At 59.1% G+C, this 20,502-nt stretch carries 20 protein-coding genes; 5 read left to right on the top strand and 15 right to left on the bottom strand.

The annotated features are described in order from the left end of the window. Positions 1–21: 21 nt before the first annotated feature. The 4 genes from EOI86_RS02760 to EOI86_RS02740 all read right to left on the bottom strand — a co-directional run bounded on the left by EOI86_RS02760 (position 22) and on the right by EOI86_RS02740 (position 4,438). Positions 22–1,155: a patatin-like phospholipase family protein gene (locus EOI86_RS02760; RefSeq protein ID WP_127763606.1), complete on the bottom strand. Its 1,134-nt coding sequence runs from the start codon at positions 1,153–1,155 to the stop codon at positions 22–24. A gap of 249 nt (positions 1,156–1,404) precedes the next feature. After that, positions 1,405–2,187 (bottom strand): 3-hydroxybutyrate dehydrogenase, encoded by a 783-nt coding sequence (locus EOI86_RS02750; protein ID WP_127763604.1) that lies wholly within the window; start codon positions 2,185–2,187, stop codon positions 1,405–1,407. A 327-nt stretch (positions 2,188–2,514) separates the two neighbouring features. Then, the gene (locus tag EOI86_RS02745; protein WP_127763603.1) at positions 2,515–3,513 is read right to left on the bottom strand and encodes an aldose epimerase family protein; all 999 of its coding nucleotides are present in this window, start codon (positions 3,511–3,513) and stop codon (positions 2,515–2,517) included. Between the two features lie 4 nt (positions 3,514–3,517). Beyond that, complete coding sequence (locus tag EOI86_RS02740; protein WP_127763602.1) at positions 3,518–4,438, bottom strand: dihydrodipicolinate synthase family protein; 921 nt, start codon at positions 4,436–4,438, stop codon at positions 3,518–3,520. Between the two features lie 239 nt (positions 4,439–4,677). Here EOI86_RS02740 and EOI86_RS02735 point away from each other — a divergent pair, with 239 nt between their 5' ends. Then, entirely contained in the window at positions 4,678–5,976 is a 1,299-nt protein-coding gene (locus EOI86_RS02735; RefSeq protein ID WP_127763601.1) for a sensor histidine kinase, read from the top strand. Between the two features lie 24 nt (positions 5,977–6,000). Here the strand turns inward: EOI86_RS02735 and EOI86_RS02730 are convergent, their stop codons facing one another. The 9 genes from EOI86_RS02730 to EOI86_RS02690 form a co-directional block, all read right to left on the bottom strand. Further along, positions 6,001–6,636 (bottom strand): 2-dehydro-3-deoxy-6-phosphogalactonate aldolase, encoded by a 636-nt coding sequence (locus EOI86_RS02730; protein WP_127763600.1) that lies wholly within the window; start codon positions 6,634–6,636, stop codon positions 6,001–6,003. 36 nt (positions 6,637–6,672) lie between these two features. Further along, positions 6,673–7,632 carry a 2-dehydro-3-deoxygalactonokinase gene (locus tag EOI86_RS02725; RefSeq protein WP_127763599.1) on the bottom strand — a complete coding sequence of 320 codons (960 nt, stop codon included), beginning with the start codon at positions 7,630–7,632 and terminating at the stop codon, positions 6,673–6,675. Between the two features lie 72 nt (positions 7,633–7,704). Continuing rightward, positions 7,705–8,088 carry a hypothetical protein gene (locus EOI86_RS02720; RefSeq protein ID WP_127763598.1) on the bottom strand — a complete coding sequence of 128 codons (384 nt, stop codon included), beginning with the start codon at positions 8,086–8,088 and terminating at the stop codon, positions 7,705–7,707. A gap of 2 nt (positions 8,089–8,090) precedes the next feature. After that, positions 8,091–8,768 (bottom strand): hypothetical protein, encoded by a 678-nt coding sequence (locus tag EOI86_RS02715; protein ID WP_127763597.1) that lies wholly within the window; start codon positions 8,766–8,768, stop codon positions 8,091–8,093. Continuing rightward, positions 8,761–9,456: a response regulator transcription factor gene (locus tag EOI86_RS02710; protein WP_127763596.1), complete on the bottom strand. Its 696-nt coding sequence runs from the start codon at positions 9,454–9,456 to the stop codon at positions 8,761–8,763. Before EOI86_RS02710 ends, EOI86_RS02715 begins: the two co-directional genes overlap by 8 nt. After that, a complete protein-coding gene (locus tag EOI86_RS02705; protein WP_127763595.1) occupies positions 9,449–11,095 on the bottom strand; it encodes a sensor histidine kinase in 1,647 nt (548 codons plus the stop codon). Before EOI86_RS02705 ends, EOI86_RS02710 begins: the two co-directional genes overlap by 8 nt. Beyond that, the gene (locus EOI86_RS02700; RefSeq protein ID WP_161973657.1) at positions 11,092–13,332 is read right to left on the bottom strand and encodes a hybrid sensor histidine kinase/response regulator; all 2,241 of its coding nucleotides are present in this window, start codon (positions 13,330–13,332) and stop codon (positions 11,092–11,094) included. The genes EOI86_RS02705 and EOI86_RS02700 overlap by 4 nt, the downstream gene beginning before the upstream one ends. Before the next feature lie 36 nt (positions 13,333–13,368). After that, positions 13,369–14,565, bottom strand: coding sequence for an FIST N-terminal domain-containing protein (locus EOI86_RS02695; protein ID WP_127763593.1), 1,197 nt, complete (start codon positions 14,563–14,565; stop codon positions 13,369–13,371). An 88-nt stretch (positions 14,566–14,653) separates the two neighbouring features. Beyond that, entirely contained in the window at positions 14,654–15,355 is a 702-nt protein-coding gene (locus EOI86_RS02690; protein ID WP_240035557.1) for a response regulator, read from the bottom strand. A 196-nt stretch (positions 15,356–15,551) separates the two neighbouring features. Here EOI86_RS02690 and EOI86_RS02685 point away from each other — a divergent pair, with 196 nt between their 5' ends. The 4 genes from EOI86_RS02685 to EOI86_RS02670 all read left to right on the top strand — a co-directional run bounded on the left by EOI86_RS02685 (position 15,552) and on the right by EOI86_RS02670 (position 18,871). Further along, complete coding sequence (locus tag EOI86_RS02685; RefSeq protein ID WP_127763591.1) at positions 15,552–16,544, top strand: ABC transporter substrate-binding protein; 993 nt, start codon at positions 15,552–15,554, stop codon at positions 16,542–16,544. A 3-nt stretch (positions 16,545–16,547) separates the two neighbouring features. Continuing rightward, on the top strand, positions 16,548–17,336 hold the full coding sequence (locus EOI86_RS02680; RefSeq protein WP_240035556.1) for an ABC transporter permease: 789 nt from the start codon (positions 16,548–16,550) through the stop codon (positions 17,334–17,336). Continuing rightward, complete coding sequence (locus EOI86_RS02675) at positions 17,326–18,021, top strand: ABC transporter ATP-binding protein (RefSeq protein ID WP_127763590.1); 696 nt, start codon at positions 17,326–17,328, stop codon at positions 18,019–18,021. The genes EOI86_RS02680 and EOI86_RS02675 overlap by 11 nt, the downstream gene beginning before the upstream one ends. A gap of 73 nt (positions 18,022–18,094) precedes the next feature. Then, positions 18,095–18,871 (top strand): pentapeptide repeat-containing protein, encoded by a 777-nt coding sequence (locus tag EOI86_RS02670; protein WP_205032032.1) that lies wholly within the window; start codon positions 18,095–18,097, stop codon positions 18,869–18,871. A 27-nt stretch (positions 18,872–18,898) separates the two neighbouring features. Here the strand turns inward: EOI86_RS02670 and EOI86_RS02665 are convergent, their stop codons facing one another. Next, a complete protein-coding gene (locus EOI86_RS02665) occupies positions 18,899–19,747 on the bottom strand; it encodes an ABC transporter permease (protein WP_127763588.1) in 849 nt (282 codons plus the stop codon). Then, positions 19,744–20,496, bottom strand: coding sequence for an ABC transporter ATP-binding protein (locus EOI86_RS02660; RefSeq protein WP_127763587.1), 753 nt, complete (start codon positions 20,494–20,496; stop codon positions 19,744–19,746). The genes EOI86_RS02665 and EOI86_RS02660 overlap by 4 nt, the downstream gene beginning before the upstream one ends. Positions 20,497–20,502 lie beyond the last annotated feature (6 nt).

The following is a 20,502-nucleotide window of genomic DNA, read 5'->3' as shown; positions in this document are numbered from 1 at the left end:
CGGGACCTGTGGCCCATCCCGTTACATGAAAGTTCCCAAGTCGCAGGTGGACTCGTGGTTGACCTTGTCCCAGTTTTCATTGAGCCACTGTTCCGCCGTTTCGCGGCCGAGGCGTTTCAATGTCAGCAGGAACCCCAGCTCCGCATTCAATTTCGAGGAGGCGCCGAACTCCTGCAGTTCGCCGCTGGAGATCATGTGAATGTGCAGTTTCACATATTCCTCCTCACTGAGATTGCCCTGGTCGATCAGGTCGGAGACAAATTTGATCGCCCGCATTTCACGCATCAGGGAGGAATTGAAACTGATCTCGTTGACGCGATCGAGGATCTGCCGCGCCGACCGCGGCAATTCCTTGCGTTCGAGCGGGTTGATCTGAACCAGCATGATGTCGGGACTGGTGCAGTAATAGATCAACGGATACAGCGCCGGATTTCCGGCATATCCGCCATCCCAATAATGCTCGCCATCGATCTCGACCGCGTGGAACATGAACGGCAAACAGCCAGAGGCCAGGACGGCGTCGACCGACATGATGTCGTTCGTGAACTGCTTCAGCTTCCCCGTCCGCACATTGACCGCGTTGAGGAACACTTTGACTTTCGAATTTTCCCGCAGGTATTCGAAATCGACATGCTTGTTCAAGATTTCCCGCAACGGGTTGTCGCCGCCGGGATTGAGGTCATAGGGCGAGAACATCCGCCCGATCATGTCCATGATCTGATAACCCGGCGAATTGTCGAGCGACCAGTTGCCTTTCATCTTGTCGAGGAATGAGGGCTTGTAGGGGCTGTACCGGGCCGCTTCCGCCACACCGTGCCAGAAGTTATCCAAGGCTTCGCGCGCGCCTTCATTGCCGCCCTTGGCATGGCCATAGGCAAGAACCGTGGCATTCATGGCCCCGGCACTGGTCCCGGTGATCCCCTCGATCTCGAAGGCCGGTTCTTCCAAAAGCCGATCCACGACACCCCAGGTAAAAGCCCCATGCGCACCACCGCCCTGGAAGGCGAGGTTGATGACCTTTTTACCATGCGGGTCGAACAGGCGCTTTTCGTGGAACCGACCGTGCTTGTCGTGGGTCGCCGGCTGTTCCGGTTCGGTGACCACCGGGGCTTGGGCCGTGACGGCCTCCGCCGCAGGCGCAACAGGTGTTTCCATTGCAGCGCCTGCCTTCCCGGCCTTGGCCGATTTCAAGTTTGCCGCCTTCGCAGACTTGGATTTGGCTGCCTTGGCTTTCGGAGTTTTAGCTTTCGCCGTTTTGGCTTTTGCTGTTTTGGCTTTTGCCGTTTTCGCTTTCACGGCCGCTGATTTCTTGGACGTGGACACCGGTGGTGCGGTGTCAGCCGTCGGAGGTAAGTCGCTTGGGCCTAAGGCCTCATCACTGGTGTCCATGTCCATCATCATGTCTTAATGCGCCGTCCAGCCGCCATCGACGGGGATCGAAACCCCGGTGATGGACTTGGCGCCGTCGGAACACAGGAAAACCGCCAGCGCCCCCAACTCATCGGTTTCGACGAAACGCTTGTTCGGCTGCGACGCCAGCAGGACGTCTCGGATGACTTCGTCGCGGCTCATGCCATGGGCCTTGGCCTGATCGTCGATCTGGCCTTCGACCAGCGGCGTGCGCACATAACCCGGGCAAATCGCGTTGCAGGTGATGTTCGTTTCCGCAACTTCCATCGCCACCGTCTTGGTAAGCCCAACCGCGCCGTGCTTCGACATGACATAGGCACTCTTAAACGGCGACGCCACCAGCCCGTGGGCGGAGGCCACATTGATGATCCGGCCCCAATTGCGCTTTTTCATGCCCGGCAGCGCTGCCTTAATGGCATGCCAGTTGGACGACATGTTAATCGCGATGATCGCGTCGTACTTTCCTTCCGGGAACTCGTCGATCGGCGACACGAATTGGATACCCGCGTTGTTGACCAAGATGTCGACCTTGCCGAAAGCACTTTCCGCTTCCTTGACCATGCCGGCGACACTCTCGGGCTTGGACATATCCGCGCCGTTATACAGAACTTTTACACCCGTCTTGGCCTCAAGCTCGGAACGGGTCGTTTCAATTTCGGCCGCATCACCAAATCCGTTCAACATGACGTCGCAGCCCGCTTCGGCAAATGCTTCGGCAATGCCCAACCCAATCCCACTGGTGGAACCGGTGATAATGGCTGCCTTTCCCTTCAACATTCGATTGTCCTTTCTGAATCCCCGTCTGACCCTCGTACGGTTTTGCGTACGATGATATGAGTTAAGCGCAATATTTGTTGCAACGCAACAACATCATGCTGCACCGCATACTCGACTTTTCCAAAATCGCGCGAGATTGTTACATCCCTGCTATCAGATCTAATTATGTATAAGGATGTTTCCATTTCACGCGGCAGAAGAGTCTTTACTCAAAGCCGCTCTTATATTGCGACGCACCACAATTCAGCGAATTCCTGCTGAACCCGGGCCAAATTAGAGACCAGACCAAGAAGCGGAATGTGGATGGTGCGGGGTAGCGTGGCCGGCTTATCCGAAAACGAACCGGGTCACTTGGCTATAAGTGTCCCCCGGAACCAGGCTGACCTGATCGACCCAATCCTGGTTCGGTGCGTCCGGCCAAGCCTGTGGTTCCAATGCGATGCCGGCATGCGCGGCATAGGGTTTGCCGTTTAATCCCGGCAGATCTTGCGTCCGCGCCGGAATATTGACGCCGTCATAGAGTTGCAGGCCCGGTTCGGTGGTCTCAATGACCATTTCTACGCCTGTCTTCGCCCCCTTGAGCGTCGCCACCGGCCTGCAGGCACAGCGCTGCCGCGACAGGCAAAGGTTATGGTCATATTGCGCATCCCCCAACAGGATCGGGCGGGTGGAGCGAAAATCGAATTGTGTTCCATCGACCGGCACAATGCGGCCTGTCGGAACAAGATCCTCATCGATCTCCAGGAAATGATCGGCGTGGACCTGGAACTCCTGACTGCGCCCATCGCCAGCGCCATCAAGATTGAAGTAGCTATGGTGGGCAAAGTTGCACAATGTCGGCGCGTCGGATTCAGCGTCGATGGCGATCTCCAAGGCGGGTCCCGGAAGGATACGATAGGTAGCCGTCACATCCATCGCGCCGGGAAAGCCCATATGTCCATCGGGAAGTGTCAAAGTCAGCGTCGCAAAATCATCGCCGGCCGCAGCAATCCGCCACAACTGCTTGCCGGTCCCCTCCGACCCGCCATGGAGCGTATGCCGACCCAAGACGTTCCGGTCGAATTGATACGATTGCCCATCGATCCGTGCATGGCCGTTTCTGATTCTATTGGCCACCCGGCCGACGATCGACCCGAAACTAGGCGAATGCTTCGGATAATGCTTGAAATCGGGAAAGCCCAGAACCAAGGCATACGGCACGTTGGCCAGTCTAAGGTCCTGCACAACCGCCCCCCAGGTCAGGACATTGGCGACCAACCCGTGCGCTGCAAGGCACACGCGGTCGACCGTCCGGCCGTCATCCAAGGTCCCGAAAGCTTCGATCATCGATTTACTTCCCCCAACGTAGGGCCAATGGGTCGACCTCCCGGGCCAGTTCAAGCAGTTGGTCACGCGTATCGGGATGCATGGGCCGCGTCGGGTGTCGGACATGGTCCGACGCAATCACGCCGCCTTCCTTCATGACCGTCTTGCAGGACCGCCAGCCGCATTGCCGGTTCTCAAAATTGATCAACGGAAGCAGCCTGGCATAGATTTCCTTCGCTTCATCCCTGCGCCCGGCAAGGTGCGCAATAACTGCAGGACGGATGAGGTCCGGAAGGGTCGCAGACGTCATCGAACCGGTCGCCCCCGCATCCAAGTCCGGGATCAAATTAATCGCTTCCTCACCGTCGAAAGGCCCCTCAATGGCGTCGCCGCCGGCCGCGATCAATGCCCGCAACTTGGCGGCCGCCTGCGGCGTTTCGATTTTGAACAATTTGACCTGCTCGATCTCCCGCGCCAGTCGGACCAGAAACGGTATGGAGAGCGTGACACCGGACAGCGGCGCATCCTGAACCATGATCGGGATGCCGCCGGCTTCCGCCGCCATCTTGAAATGCTCGTAAATCCCTTCCTCATCAGCGCGCAGCAACGCGCCGTGATAGGGTGGCATCAGCATGATCATGGCCGCGCCCATCGCGGCCGCTTCCCGCGCGCGCGCTTCGACGATAGCGGTCGAAAAATGGGAGGCTGTGACGATCACCGGGACTCGGCCATCGGCCTGTTCCAGGCAAACCCTTGTCAGCGAGGCGCGTTCCTCGTCCGACAACAGAAACTGTTCTGAGAAATTGGCCAGAATGCAAATCCCGTCGACCCCCTGATCGACCATGCAATCAATGACACGACGCATGCCGTCATAATCAACCGCGCCGGATTCGCTGAATGGTGTCGGTGCTACCGGCCAGACGCCGGTATAGGGGTTGGCGCTCATCTTGATCCTCCCAAATATCAAATATTTTTTTCGTTGAGGGACTTTGCCCCGCCCGCCTGACGATCGTCAAACCGCTGTTGCGCGGACCGAAATGCCGTTCGGCATGGTTTTCATCATACGATCGTCCATGGGCATCGACAATTCGTCCCAAACCCTATTATATCATTGCTGGTAATCTAATGTTTCAAGTGAATACAAGCATGCGTCGTGCGGGTTAGGGAAAGAAGGGGTATGGTCACATGGATGACAGCGTCCGCGCCCTTTCTTCCGGCAAGGCGACGGATAACGTCGGCAACTCAAGCATGAGCGAAGTGACTCGTCTGAAGGCGGACCTGGAAGCGGCCCGCGCAGAGAACGCAGCTTTGCGCCGACAACTGGAAGATACCAGTCAAAGACAAGCCTATGCCGAGGCTTTCGACAACAGTTCCGAAGCGATCGTCATCTATGACAAGGACGGTCTGCTCGTCGCCTGCAACCGCAGTTTCAGAGAATTGTACGGCTATTCGGAACAAGAAGCGCGCCCTGGCGTTCATTTCGCGGAATTGGGCCGTATCGACGTGGAACGCGGCAATGTGGTCGTTGGAGACGAATTCGGGGACGATGACGACTATCTCCGCCGCAAGGCGGAATTTCGGCAGAGACTGGAGGGCTCGTTCATCGTTCGCTTGAAAGACGGACGATGGATCAAGACAAGCGACCGCCCGTTCGGAGCTGGTGGTTTCGTCAGCATCCAAATCGACGTGACCGAAATTAAGAAAAACGAAGAGGAACTCCGCGCAGCAAAGGAAGCGGCTGAGGAAGCCGTTCACTCGAAATCGGAATTCCTGGCCAATATCAGCCATGACCTGCGGACGCCTTTGAATGCGATCATGGGGTTCTCGGACATGATCCTGAGTGAAGTGGGCGGCCCACTGGAAAACGATAAATACCGTGGTTATCTGCAGAACATCCACAAAAGCGGGTCGTTGTTGCTGTCTATCGTCGACGACATCCTGGACACCGCCAGACTGGACAGTGGCAAGTTCACCCTGCGTCCGCAGGTCTTCGACCTAGTCGAATGTTCGAGGGAGATTATTGAAGGTTTCGCGCCGATCGCGCTGGAAAAGAATGTGGCCATCGATCTCGTCGTGTCCGACGAATGCCCACAAGATGTCTACATGGATCGCCGGTCGTTGATCCAAATCCTGAACAATCTGATTTCCAATTCCTGCAAACATACAGACCCGACAGGGTCCGTCACCGTCGAATGGCACGCGCCGAAAGACGGCCGAATAGCAGTATCCGTCATCGACAACGGTGCCGGGATGCCTCAGGAACTGGTCGACAAGATCGGTGAGCCATTCCTGTCCGATGGAACATCGACCGCGCCGAGCAACGAACGCGGCACCGGCCTGGGTATCTATATCTGCACGAAACTGACGGCGGCCTTGGGTGGAACGATGGAAGTTTCCAGTCAATTGGGCGAAGGCACGACTTTCACTGTCAGTTTGCCGTACCAAATGCGGGAACCGTCCGCGGGCTCACCACTGCACACATAGGACGGACACAAAAGGCGGCGATGATCACCCCGCCGACATCAGGTCCCGGAAGCGCGCGGCGAAAGCACGGGCCTTGGGCCCTACCTCCGCCCCGGTATCGCCCGGCCGGTAAAGGGCCGAGCCCAAACCGAAACCCGACGCCCCTACTTTCAAATAGGGGGCCATCGTGTCCGGCGTGATACCGCCAACAGGGATGGTGCAAACCGTCTTCGGCAGCACCGCCTTCATCGCCTTCAATCCGATGGGTGGGATCAGTTCCGCCGGAAACAGCTTTATCGCCGACGCGCCCAGCTCCAACGCCCGGAACGCCTCCGTCGGGGTCATAACGCCGGGACAATAGATCATATCGAACGCGATGGAACGTGCTGCAACAGTATCGTTCAGGTTCGGCGCCACGATCAGCTTTCCACCCGCCCCATGGACAGCGTCGACCTGATCCGCCGTCAACACCGTCCCACCGCCGATGGTCATCCGGTCGCCGAATTCGGCCGACAAGAGGGCAATACTCCGCAGCGGGTCCGGTGAATTGAGCGGCACCTCAACCACCCGAAACCCCGCGTCGTGCAACGCCGCGGCGACGCCAATCACGTCATCGGGCGCAACGCCTCGCAGGATCGCGATCAACGGCAGTTCGCCAAAATTGTCAGCCCATGAATTCATCTGACGAGGTCCCTTCCCATATCTCTAAACCGCCGCTCAACCATCGATCAGTCCGGCCTGTCGAGCGATTGAAAAATGTCCCCGTGCCGCCGCGTCTTCGGGTGCTGGCGCCGCGGTGATCCCCGCCAGCGCCAGCGCCACACGATATCTATCCGTCAGCGCACCGCTGCCGACAATGGTTACAGAGGAGTCCCCGTCATCTTTGCCGTCAAAGTCTCGCATAGCGGACCGCACCTCTTCGCCGATCAGAAGGCCAGACAGATAGTCAGCTATTTCGCCCGGTTCGAGGCGGTCAAAAAGCGCCAGGGTCCGGCTGCTGAAAATATGCCTGAGCAGTGACGCTTCGGAATCCAACCGCGCGGAAACGCCGCGCTCGAACCCGCCGGTCATGGGGCCGCCCCCCGTTTCCATCAACCGGCCCAGGATCGAATGTTCCTTCAAGACGGCAAAGACCTCGCCCGTCATATAGGTATCGAACCGGTCCAGGTTTCCCTCACAAACGCTGATCCATTTGCTGTGTGTACCCGGCATGACGAACAGACCTGCGGCGCCCTTCGCCAAGGAAGAGCAACCAGGGGAAAGGCAGCCAACAATCTGCGTTTCCTCCCCCCGCATGATATCAGGCGTGCCGCCGGGCGGGTCCTGATCCATGCCGCAAACGAAATGAATCGTGCAGGAAGGCGACACATCGAACGGCACCAGGGAGGACGCAAGTTCATCAATCCCTGCGGGGACAGAAACATACGGCGTCTCAACCCAACCGTTTCGACTGGTGATCATGCCGGAAGCCACGACAGGCACACTCGGCAAAACATCGAACCAACCGCCGGTGACACGCTGGAACGTCTCCGCGAAGCCGCCTTTTTGGTCGGCGAGGATCCCTTCCGCCGAACTGCGCCGGTCGAGCACCTGACCGTCAGAATCGAGCAGATGAGCGCGAAGCGACGTCGTGCCCCAATCCAAACCGATTAGGACGCCCGCATTGACGCTTGTCATGGTCCAACCTCAAACAAAAATTTGCGGTCCCATCTTGCGCCGGGCCGGGCCTGCCGGGAAAGCCCCAGATGATCAGAAGCAGCGGATCTCCGCCTCCGCCTGGGCGCGCCGCAGATCTGCGACAACCGTATTGGTGAATTGCGCGTGCCGGAAAATCGCCATTTTTTCCCCCGCTGACTGCCGCATCGACAGGACGGTTTCAGCGGAGACATAGTCATCATACGGCAGAATTGTAGCGATGACGTCGATCGAACAGGAACAACGGCTCAACATATCGCGCGTCTGTCCGTTCGTTACCATACAGGCGAAGACATAATCCGCCCGCGTTTCCGTCGGATAATCGTTGAACCCGGTCGGAAGTGGCGAGGCGTTCTGGGCCTGGGCTGTGGCGACGCTGAAAACGAAGGTAAATGCGAGGGCGACGGCCGGCGCCAGGGTCGCCAATTTTCTCAACATACTCACTCTCCCAACATAGCGGTGCGGTAGGTGATTTGTTCGCGGAAGGTAACGGCGCCATCCGACTTTGGCCTGGTTTCCGCGGAGAACAGAATAAACCCGCCTGGCGCCTGATCTGACAGGATGAAACGCAGTTCAAGATCCGCGAATTCCCCCATTCGCTGCCGGTTCTGATCATGCAGGAAGGGAATAAAGGTGATCTGTTCGGCATCGACCGTCTTGTCACCGATCATCGCCTTTACAGGCGTGACCGTTCCCGTATCGCGCAAAGCGGCCTTCATCCTGTTGCGAATATAAAAGGGGCTGCCGCCCGTGATATTCGCCATGGCCCGAAGGCTCGATTCCAAAAAGGTGAGCAGTATCGGATTGCCGATCGACACCGGCAAAGGGTTCATCCGGCGTTGGACCTTCCCGTCCGACAGCATCGATATAACCGCTTCTTTGGACCCGTCCTGGCTTTTCTGAAGAGTGACATGCACTTCTCCATCGTCGATCCAACGAACAAGCTCGTTTTCTTCGGCCCCTTCGCGGACATGGCCATAGACAAGCTCCGTTCCAGGCTCGACAGCCTGCAGAACCCCTTCGGCGAACAGCCGGTCGCTGGCCGGGCCTGCCACCGCAGCGACAGGCAGAAGAAGCACCGTGGCAACACCCAAAACGGTTTTCAGCCCCTTAATCATCCGAACTCTCCATCAACATGAACCCTCTACCTCTTACAGTTCTGATATCGATGCCGAAATTCGACAAAGGTGCCAGTTTACGCCTCAGGTATCCGATATAGACATCAACGACGTTTTCCGAAGAACCACCGCCGACAAGCCAAAGGGAATCGAATATATCGCCCCGGCTGACGATATGGCCCGCACGGCGCATCAGATAGGCCAACAGGTCGCCCTCGCGCTCGGTCAGCGTTATGGTGCGGCCATCCCCTTCCACAGCGCGTGTTTCTACGTCGTATTTCAAACCGGACACGGTCAGAACTTCAGTCGCTTCAGCAAGCCGCCGCCGTTCCTGTACCTTCAGCCGCGCGACAAGTTCCGAGAACTCGAACGGCTTGGCGACATAGTCGTCGGCGCCGGCATCCAACCCGTTTGTCCGCTCGTCGACCCCCGAAAGGGCACTCAAAATAATAATCGGCGCACTCATGCCGCCCGCGCGCAATTGCCGGACAAGGTCGGTGCCGCTGTGCTCCCCCAACATGACGTCGACAATTGCCGCATCGCAGCCGTCGTTGGCCAAGTCCGTTGCGGATGAAACATCCAACGCGATAACGGGGTCGTACCCTTCGCGCGCAAGGCCGCGTGACAAAGCAGACGCGATGTCCTCGTCATCTTCGACAATCAGGACACGTGGCGGGGACTCAGCCATTGCTCACCTTTCTTGTCTGTGCGCCCACCTGCGCACCCGATTGAACTGGCAGGCGGACAACGACTTGCGCGCCGCGTCCGCCAAGCGTGCCGCCTTTCGGCGGCCGGGGCGCCGGACTGTTGATCTCAATGCTTCCCGATTGCTGATCGACGACCCAGCGCGCCAATGCCAGCCCGACGCCGAAGCCGGACCCCATCACCTCACGCGCGCCCCGAGCGAACCTGCCGAACACGCGCTCCACGTCCCCTTCGACTAGACCTTCACCTTCGTCCAGAATGACGAGTTCCACCTGACCGTCAGTCACTTGCGTGGAAACCTCAATGACGGCGCCTTTCGGCGAATGCTTCACGGCGTTTTCGATAAGGCCGCAAATCACTTGCCGGCACCAATCCGCATCGCCGATTGTCGGCGCCGCCTCAAACGCTGTGTAGATCTTTAGGTCATGCCGTTTCGCCAAGGGGGCCATATCCGCGACCGCCTCCTCCGCCGCCGTCGCGACGTCGAACGGCCTGGAATCCAGCTCGACCTGCCCGGTCTCAGACCGGGCCACACGCAACAGATCGTCTATCCGGCGATTCAGCCGGACCGCGCGGGACCGTATTACGGACAAGGCATCGACCGCCTCGGCCGGGTTTACGCCTTCCTTCAACGCCAATTCGGATTCAGCGAGGATAACCGTCAGCGGCGTCCGCAGTTCATGCCCCACATCGGCGAAAAAACGGCGTCGTTCAGAGTCGATCAAGGACAGCCTGCCATTTGCTTCCGAGAGTTCGGCTGTCCGCGTGGCGATTGTCTCGTTCAACTGGGCGCGGTCGCTATCGACGGCTGACCGGCGCTGCCGCAAGCGCTCGGCCATGGAGTTGATGACACCGAACAGGGCGCCCAATTCGTCGCGCCGGGTCACAGGCAGGTCGATGTCCAGGTCACCGCTGCCGATATCGCTGGCCGCCACCGCCACCCGGTTCAGATGATAGATCAGCGGTCTGATCAGAAGCCGATAGAAAAGGATCACCAAGGCGATGGCGATCACACCGGCGCCGACCGCCAAATAGATCATCAAGTCGTGCAATTCCTCGACGCTTCGCGAGGCCGCGTCTCGGTCACGCCGCTCATCCGCGATCGCTTCGTTCAGCAATGGAGAGAACTGGGTCGCGAAACTGTCAAGATGCGCGCGCAGATGCTTGCCGGAATCCGCTTCCTCCAGCGACCGGCGCAAGGCCCGATACTGCGCCTTCATGCGTGCCAGAACCAAACTGCGCGTGGCGCGACGCATTTGTTCCGTTTCACCCATCGAGCGCGATTCTTCGACCGCGCCGGCCAGCGCCTTTTCCATCCGCTCGAAAGCTTCGTCCACCAACTCCGCCTGTGATTGCAGCCGCGCGTTGCGGACTTCGACGGGCACATTGGCCCCATCGGCCTCTACCCCCACAACCGCATAATCACTGATCCGCGCCGACAAGCTGGAAAGGATTTCCATCCTGTGTTGCGCCGCGACGGACTGGCTTATCCGGTTCACGGTTTCCGCCGCGCCATAAGCCGCCAACAAGCCCGTGAATACCGCAACGAGTGCGATAACCAGCGCCCCGGCCACCAACCGGAAACGAAGGCTGTTCAACCCGTATTTCACCTTCTCCGTCATACAGTCGCCATGCCGCGCCACGTGATCAGCGATCGCAATTTTCGGGGCTCCACGGGCTTGGAAAGTACGTCGACGCCCATTTCCCGGGCCGTAGCAGCCAATTCGGCGCTTCTGTCCGCGGTGACCAAAACGGCCGGGATATTCGCGCCCCAAGCCGACCGCAATTCCCTGATCGATCGCAGGCCGGTATCATCGCCGTTCAGGTGATAGTCCGCGATGATAATGTCAGGCGGCAGGCCCAATTCCGCGATCGCGGCGCAAGCCTCATCCGTGGATAGTGCCGGGGCGACACTGGCGCCCCAGCCTTCCAATGTCGTGGTCATCGCGTAGAGGACTTCCGGTTCGTTCTCCACCACCGCGGCGATCAGGTTCATGCCCGCCGACTGTTCCTGTGCAAGATCATCCGTCATGTCCGGCGCGGAAGCCGTTATTGTCGGGGCGATCGGCGCGTCGACATAAAACACAGACCCACGCCCCGGTTCCGATCGCAGGCCAAGCGGCAGATCGAGCAACCGGCACGACCGCTTCACGATCGACAAGCCAAGCCCCATGCCCCGGTTCTCGATCGTATCATCCAGGCGTTGGAATTCCTCGAAGATCCTTTCGTGATCCTCCTGCTTCATTCCCGGCCCGGTATCCCACACTTCAAAGCGAACCGTGTCCCCACGTTGACGGCAGCCCACCAAGATGGAGCCGGTACGGGTGTAGGTCACCGCGTTGGCGACGAGGTTCTGGGCAATCCGCCGGAAATACCGGGGATCCGAGCGTATATGCAGCTTGGAAGGCCGCACCCGCAACTTCAGCCCCTTCGCCGCGGCCAGGGGTTTGAACTCCTGCTCCAAGGGCTCAAGAAAACTGGAGACCGGGAAATTGCTTACCGTAAATTCGGCGCCGCCGGCATCCAACCGCGATATCTCCAGCAGAGCGTGCAGTAAGGTCTCGATAGAGGTGAACGCGCCCGACAAACGTTTCAGGACCTCGGCCTGGGGCGCTTCCAGCGCCATCTCCCCCAATGTCGAAATGAAGAGTTTTGCCGCGTTCATTGGCTGCAACAAATCGTGGCTCGCCGCGGCCAGGAAGCGCGTCTTCGACATATTGGCCGCTTCGGCCGCTTCCTTCGCTTCGCGCAGGGCTTCGCCGATCTGTTCACGCTCTGTATTCTCACGCGTCAGCGCTTCATTCGCCTCGGTCAGCGCGGCGGTTCGTTCCGCAACGCGCAGCTCCAAGTTTTCGTTCGCCTTATGAAGCGCTTCCACCGCTTTCCGTTCGGCGGTGACATCGGTGAAACTGGCGACAAATCCGCCGCCCGGCATATCCCGCATCCGGATATCGATGATCATTCCATCGATACGGCGGTATTCCGCATGAATAGGCGGGCGCGGTTGTCGGCGGGCAACCCAACGCCAAAGGCCGGCCGGCGTCAGGTCCGAATGCATCGTCCCACCGGAATAAAGCGCGTCGACAATCCGCCGCAAACTGGTGCCCGGCTTCACAATGTCATAGGACAAATTCAACAGCGCCCGGAACCGCGTGTTGTAATCCGCAAGGCGCATGTCGTCGTCGAAGGTACAGACCCCTTGGCTCATATGGTCCAAGGTCGCGCGGGCCAGGCGGGCATGCCGATCCAGGATTTTGTCACGCTCGCGCCGCTCGCGCCGGACCATGTCGGTCACATCGGTTTGCAGGATCGCCGTCGCCCCGTTCGCCGTGTGACGTTCCGACACCTGAATCCAACGGTCCCCTTTCAGGGCCACGGTAAAGGTCGCATGCGGCTTACCATGCATGCCGACACGAAATTTCAGCCAATCTTCCGACGTCTTACCTTGCGCCAAGTCCAGTTCCGAGCTTTCGGAAACAAGGCGGACATATTGGTTGAAGCTCAAGCCCGGCTTCATATGTTCGGATACGTCCGGGCACAGCATCCGGAAACGCTGGTTGCACAACACCATACTGTCGTCGGAATCGAACAGGCCGAAGCCTTCTTGAACCGCCTCAATCGCATCCGCCAGATTACGGCGGGCACGAACCGCCTCCGAATGTGCTTGTTCCAGGCGGGTGTTCGACTCGCTCAACTCGCTCAACGCGGTCTGCAAATCGTGTGTCCGCGTCCGAACCTCGTTCTCCAGTGAAATCGCCGTCTGGAACAACGCAAAGGCCGAACCGGAAATATCCGTCGACCGTTCGACCCGCGCCATCAAGGCGTCATTGATCTTACGGAGTTTGCGGATCTGCTCCATAGGAGGATCTGAAACCGAGACCATGACTGCCTGCCCTTACTTCTCGCGTTCTCCGCCGGTTTCTTCTTCATTCTCCGGATCGAAAAAAGCCACCCCCACGAAAGTCTGATTAACATGCATTCCGTGATACTGCTCCCCATAAGTTGAAAAACCTATCACACGATTCTGCCGCAATAGTTCCGATACGGCATTGTACTTCTTTAGCAATTCAGATTCCAACCGACGTAGCATGCAGTCGAAACCCAATACCAAAGTCGGCTGACCGTGTTTCGCTTTCAAGCCCGTGAATTCGCGGTCTAGATGCGCGACGATGTCCTGCGCCTGGCCGACCGTCATCACCAATCCCTCATCGATTGCGCATAGAAAGCTCAATCCATCGTCCGGTTCGACCTTTTGGATCGCCCTAACATGATACTTGCCGCCGACCCGCACCAGGGTCGGCCGCGTGGCAAAGACGAAGGGGGAAAGCTCATCCACCGAACAGCCGACCGCGCGCGCATACTCCACGGCGGCCGGTTCGGCATTGATTTCCCGCACCAAACGGCGTCCCGGATCGGCATCGGTCACCACCATGCGCTGTTCGGTCGGCAAGAAGTGATCGAACCGCAATTCGGTAAACCGGAAATTTGTGGCCAGTAGCGTAAGCAACGCGGCGTCCGAATGGAACTTGCCTTCATGAAGGACGAAAGTCTGTTTGAAATCCAAGCCATCGCCCGCGGACCCGCCCAGGATCGGGATCGGCGCCAATCCGGGTTCCATTGCCGATAGCAAGGCTTCTTCCTGCCGGCACATGCCGTCGGTCAGCAGTATCGCCAAACTGTTCCAACCCGGCGTCTCCCCGAAATCCGAAACGAATTCCCGGCAAAAGCGCAACCCATCATCGATTGAAAACCGCGACAGGTTGGTAATCAGTCGCGACGAGAACCGGAAATGAAGCCTGGGGAACGCAACCCCGGTCAAAGTCCCCGTCTCGTATCCAAGCGGTGTGATCTCACCAGCCGTGGTACAACCAATTACAGGTGTGGCGCCAAAATTCTGCGTTAACGCATCGGCGAGTTTGTCTTTATCGAAATGCGGTGATGCGAAGATCAGGACGACGGCCGCGTCAACATCCTTCAACTGCGCAGCAAGGTCCTCCACGGCTTCCACCGCGTTGGTCTTGCGCGAAACCCCGCTGACGAGTTCGTTGCGCCGTTCGGCCGCAATCGTCCATAGACGTGAAAGCACGTTCATATCGACTGCTTACTTTCCTCCCATTACACCCGGCCGTTGTCGATTTCGTTCGACTATTTTAACGCGCCGGGGTCACTCGATCGCCATTTTAGGACCGTCCTGCCCCTGCTCCCAGGGGAATCCGTGCCTCGTTGGCGATCAAAACTGCTTGTGTCCGTGTATGAACACCTAATTTACGCAAAATTGCCGTCACGTGTGCCTTCACCGTGGTTTCGGCGATAGATAGTTCGTAAGCGATTTGCTTGTTCAACTTTCCTTCGCACAACAATTCCAGGATGCGAAGCTGCTGGGCGGTCAAGCTGGAAAGCCGTTTGGCGGCCTCGTCGACCTCTTCGCCCGTGCCGTCTTCCCGCTGCGGCGGCGTATAGCCTTCCGGCGTATATATGTCCCCCGCCCATATTCGTTTGAAGGCATCGATGAGCATCTGCCGGGATGCATCCTTGCGGACGAAACCGGCCGCCCCGGACGCCATGACAGCGGCGATTACCTTATCTTCACCGAAGGCGGATACGACGATCACCGGCGTATGCGGCGCCGTCGCCTTCAAACGCAGCAATCCGCTGACGCCCTGCACATCCGGCAGGTTGAGGTCCAGAACGATCGCGTCCGGTTCGAAGTCTTTCGACAAACGCTCCAACGCGCCCATTAATGTACTGGCGGTTCGGATCGTCCGCAGGGGCAAAGCGGTTTGCAGCGTCGTCGCCAACGCGTCCCGGAACAAGGGATGGTCATCCACCACGAGAATGGACTTAATCTGATCGCCCGCGCATGTCACCGACGACTGTTCCAACGGTCGGTTCCTCCCACTATGTTCTTTAGTATAATTGTTATTTGAAAGTACGCCGAAACATGGGCGCACTTGCAAGCATAACATAAACGGGCAGAACCAGCCGAAGCGGCTTGGTCGGCATCACATATCCAATGGTTCTATTTCCCGCGAGCCCGCCGTTTCCTATACTCACAGCAATAAAATACGGGAGGAAACCATGCCGGCGCGCATTCGGCTGGTGATTGGCCTTTTGGTCGTCGTCATGTTGTACTTTAGTCCTATACGCGGCCCAATACAGGCCGCCGACCCGGACCCGATCCGAATTGCGGTCTTGAAATTCGGAACCGTCAATTGGGAATTGGACACCATCCTGCACAACGGATTGGACAAGGCCAACGGCTTCACGCTTGAGGTAAAACCCCTCGCCGGGTCCGCCGCCGCCAAGATCGCGTTCGAAGGTGGGGAGGCCGATATCCTGGTTTCCGATTGGATCTGGGTGGCCCGTCGGCGTGCGACGGGCGCGGATCTCGTATTCCTGCCCTATTCCAAATCGGTCGGGGGCGTGATGGTGGCGGGCAATTCACCGGCGCAGACCCTTGCCGATCTGAAACACTCGAAAATCGCCATTGCCGGTGGCCCCTTGGACAAGAGCTGGCTGATCCTGCAAGCCTACGCATTGAAGAACGGCATGGATCTGAAAACGTCCACCGAACAGGTCTTTGGCGCCCCACCGCTTTTGCATCAAAAAGCCCTGACGGGGGAATTCGGCGGGATCGTCAATTTCTGGCACTATCTGGCGCGGCTGGAAGCAAAAGGTTTCAGAACACTCGTTTCCGTCAACGACGCCGCCCGCGACCTTGGACTGGACCCGGACATTCCCTTGCTCGGCTATGTCATGAAAGGCGATTTCGTCCGCGAGCATGCCGATCGCGTGCGCGGCTTCGCCGCGGCATCCCGCGCCGCAAAAAAAATCCTGGAAGAAGACGATACGGCGTGGGAACGCCTACGCCCGATCATGAAAGCTGAGGACGACGCGGCATTTGAAAAGCTGAAAGCCGGGTTCCGTGCCGGCATTCCGGACGGTCAGGCTGTCGACCCGGATGCGGCCGCACGCTTCTTCAACCTGATGGCCCAACTCGGCGGCGAACAGCTGGTCGGCACAGCAACAACCTTGCCTGACGGCGTCTTCGTAGACGTTGGTGGATGGTAGACCTTGTCGAAACCGAATAACCAGGGCGGCGCTTCGGGTTTTTCGCGGATATCCCCCGCGGCCCTTTTGTTTCCCTTCCTGTTCATCGGCGTTTGGTACGTTGCGGCCGGCCTGGCCGGCAACGAAACCACCTTCCCCTCACCGGTCACCGTCGGGAAGATCATTTTGGCCGAGGCCCGGTCGGGCGCCCTTTTCATCCATGTCGGGGCCACTTTGGCCCGCGTCGCGGCCGCCTTCGTCATCGCCATGGCCGTCGGCTGCGCCATAGGTTTGTGGATGGGGCGGAACCGCGGGATCAACCGCTGGGGCGATCCCTGGCTGGTCTTCTTCCTGAATATGCCGGCCCTGGTAACCATCGTGCTTTGCTACATCTGGATCGGCCTGACGGAGGCAGCCGCCATTACCGCCGTCGCGATCAACAAAATCCCGATGGTCGCGGTCATGATGCGCGAAGGGGCGCGTACTCTGGATCCCGGCCTGAACGACATGGCGCGGGTTTTCCGGATGACACCGGCCGCCCGGCTTGCCCATGTCGTGATCCCGCAACTGGCACCGCATTTTGCCTCTGCCGGCCGCGCCGGCATCGCACTGATCTGGAAGATCGTCCTGGTCGTTGAACTGCTGGGCGCATCGACGGGCGTGGGTTTTCAGATTCACACCTATTTTCAGCTATTCGACGTCGGCGCCGTCCTGGCTTATGCGCTAAGCTTCATCATCGTCATGCTGGTTGTCGAATACCTGATCCTTCAACCTTGGGAGCGGCACGCAAGCCGGTGGCGCAATGCAGGTTGAAGTAAGACACAAAAAATTCGGTGGCGCGCAGATCCTGGATTGGATCGAGATGAGCGTCGGCGCGGGGGAGATCGTCGCCCTGACCGGTCCGTCCGGCATCGGAAAAACCACGTTGCTTCGGATCATCGCCGGGTTGGACAGGGACTTCGAAGGGGCGGTTACCGATCCAGGCCGGATCGCCATGGTTTTCCAATCCCCCACCCTGATGCCATGGCGCAGCGCCGCGGACAACCTCAGGCTTACGACCGGGGCGGAACGCGCCTCGATCGACCGGTTGCTCGACGAAGTCGGGCTGGAAGGCAAGGCGAAGTTCTTTCCTGGGCAGCTATCGCTTGGCCAGCAAAGACGCTTGGCGCTTGCCCGGGCACTGGCCGCGAACCCGGCAACGCTGCTGATGGACGAACCCTTCATTTCACTGGACGAGGAAACAGCGGCACGAATGCGGCGCCTGACCATGAAAGTTCTGGAAGGCCGGCGCATCGCCACCCTGATCGTCACCCATGATTTGGTCGAGGCAGCGACACTTGCAGACCGCGTCGTGATGCTCGGCGGCCGCCCCGCCGCTATCGAAACCATCGTGCCCATCACAACACCGCGCGCCCGGAGGGACGCGGTGACAGAGGCCGCCGCCCTAAGGGCCCTGACACCGGGTGGGGCGGGGAACGCTCACGGGAACCTTACTTGACCCCGTCAAGCGACCCGATAGCCTGGACTTGGGGAAAAAAGCCAAAACAGATTATAAATCAATGAAAACACTGATGAAAATCGCACTGGCCGCAATATTGATGGCCACGCCCGCTACAGCGCAGAGCGTCATGCAGGGCGTCGACATGACATCCCCCGCCATGACGGAATCGACAATGACTCGCGCCGAGGTCGAAACCGTCCTGGTCGACGCAAAGGCAAAAGGCGTTGCCGCGGACCTGACCGGCGCCCGTCTGAATGGATTGGACCTTTCCGGTTTGGATTTCACAGGCGCGATCCTGCGGGCGGCACGGTTGAACAAAACCTCGCTTGTCGGCGCGATTCTGGACCGCGCGATACTCGATCAAGCCTGGCTGCACAGCGCGACCCTTCGCGGCGCCTCGCTTAAAGGTGCCAACCTGTTCCAGACTCAGTTGATCCGGTCGGATTTGAGGCAGACCGACTTCACCGGCGCACGGGCGCCCGCCAATTTCACCCGGGCGGACTTGACCGGGGCGACATTCAAGAACGCAGACCTTTCCGCCGATATGAAGAACCAGTCCATGGGGCTGATGCGCGGCGACCTGACCAAAGCGACGCTGACCGGGGCCGATTTCCAAGGGGCCAACCTTGCCCGGGTCGTCTTCGATTTCGCGGTCCTGACCGAAACCAGCTTGGTCGACGCCAACCTGATGGGCGCCAGCCTGTCCGGTGCGCGTATGACCCAAACAGACGTGACGGGGGCGAATTTCAATGAAGCCGACGTCACCGGCACTCGGCTAAACGAGCTGGTCGGAGAGGCATCATCGACCCTGTCCAAGGCGAAGAACCTGGATCGCGTCATTCGGTAGGGGCCAACATGGACTACGTGCCCGCGATCAACCGCCGCGCCGCTTCGCAATCAGCCCCTTCGACGGGTCATAGGCGAAGATCGCCGCCCCCAGGAACACGATCGTCACCCCAACGACAACGGCCAGCGCCACAGTGTTCAACTGCCCGTACAAGGCGAAGCGGATCAGTTCGACCGCATAGGTGAAGGGGTTGAGGGCGCAAATGTCGTGTAGCAGCACACTGGATTCCGCCATCCGCCAAAGTGGGTAGAGCGCGGAGGAGGCGAAGAACATCGGGAAGATCACGAAATTCATGATCCCGGCGAAATTTTCCAACTGGCGGATCGTCGATGACAGAAACAGTCCGATCGCCCCCAGCATCATACCCGATAAGATGAGCGCCGGCAGAACCATTATGTATCCCATGCGCGGTGGTTCCACGTCCCAGAACCAGGCAACGGCCAGGAAGGCGTAGACCTGAACGACGGAGACGGCTACGCCGGCCATCAGCTTGGACGACAGCAGGAACCAGCGCGGAAACGGGCTGACCAGCAAGGTCCGCATGGCACCGGTTTCCCGGTCATAGACCATGCTGAGGGAAGATTGCATGCCGTTGAACAATTGGATCATCGCGCACAGTCCCGGGGTCACATAAACTTCATAGAGCACATAGGTCTCATAGGGTTCCGTGATCGAAAGCCCCAGCACCGACCGGAACCCGGCAGCAAAAATAAACAACCAGACCAGCGGCCGGACCAATGCCGAAACAAACCGTTCGCGCTGCTTGGCGAAGCGCAGCATTTCCCGCCAGACGACACCGCGGAAGGCGGATACGCGACCGCCCCAACCGAGGCGGCGATGGGCACGCAGGGATGTACTCGGTTCTTCGGCGCTCATGCCGCGGCCTCCCGTCCCGTGAGCGCGAGAAACGCATCGGACAAGGTTCCTTCACCTGAAATTTCGTCCGCCGGCGCATCCGCCAGCACCTGTCCTTTATGCAGCACCGTCACCTGGTCCGCCGGCCGAATTTCATCAAGCAGATGCGTCGCCCACAGCACGCCAACCCCTTCTTTGGAGACAAGATCCCGGACCAGTTCGACGACTTCCAGGCGCGACTTCACATCCAGCCCCACGGTCGGCTCGTCCAACAACAAAAGCCGGGGCCCATGCATCAAGGCGCGGGCGATTTCCGCCCGCCGCGCCTGTCCGCCCGAGAGCGCGGCGACACGGCTGTCCATTTTGTCGCCAAGACGGACGAGATCCACGACCGCTTCCGCCCGCGCCCGTGATTCCGATCGGCTCATCCCATGCAAGGCGGCGTGATAGGAAAGATTTTGCCAGACGCTCAAATCCCGATCGAGCGAGCGGCTTTGAAAAACCACCCCCAGTTCGGCCAGTGCAGGACCCGGCTTGCGGCGCACATCGTGCCCCCAAACTTTGATCGAACCGGTTACATTGTCATATAGGCGTGTGATCAAGGAAAACAGCGTCGTCTTCCCAGCGCCGTTTATGCCCAACAAGGCGGCGAACACCCCTTCGGGGACACGCAACGAGACCTCATCCAGCGCTTTCAACGAGCCATAGGAATGACTGACGCCTTCGACATCCAGCGCCAAGGGAGGAAGGTTGTTTGCGTCCGTCGCCATCACCGT

Source organism: Hwanghaeella grinnelliae (genome assembly GCF_004005845.1).
In the GTDB taxonomy this organism is placed as follows: domain Bacteria; phylum Pseudomonadota; class Alphaproteobacteria; order UBA8366; family Aestuariispiraceae; genus Hwanghaeella; species Hwanghaeella grinnelliae.
Note: the sequence above shows the minus strand (reverse complement) of the source record. Positions and strands in the feature narration are given on the sequence as shown.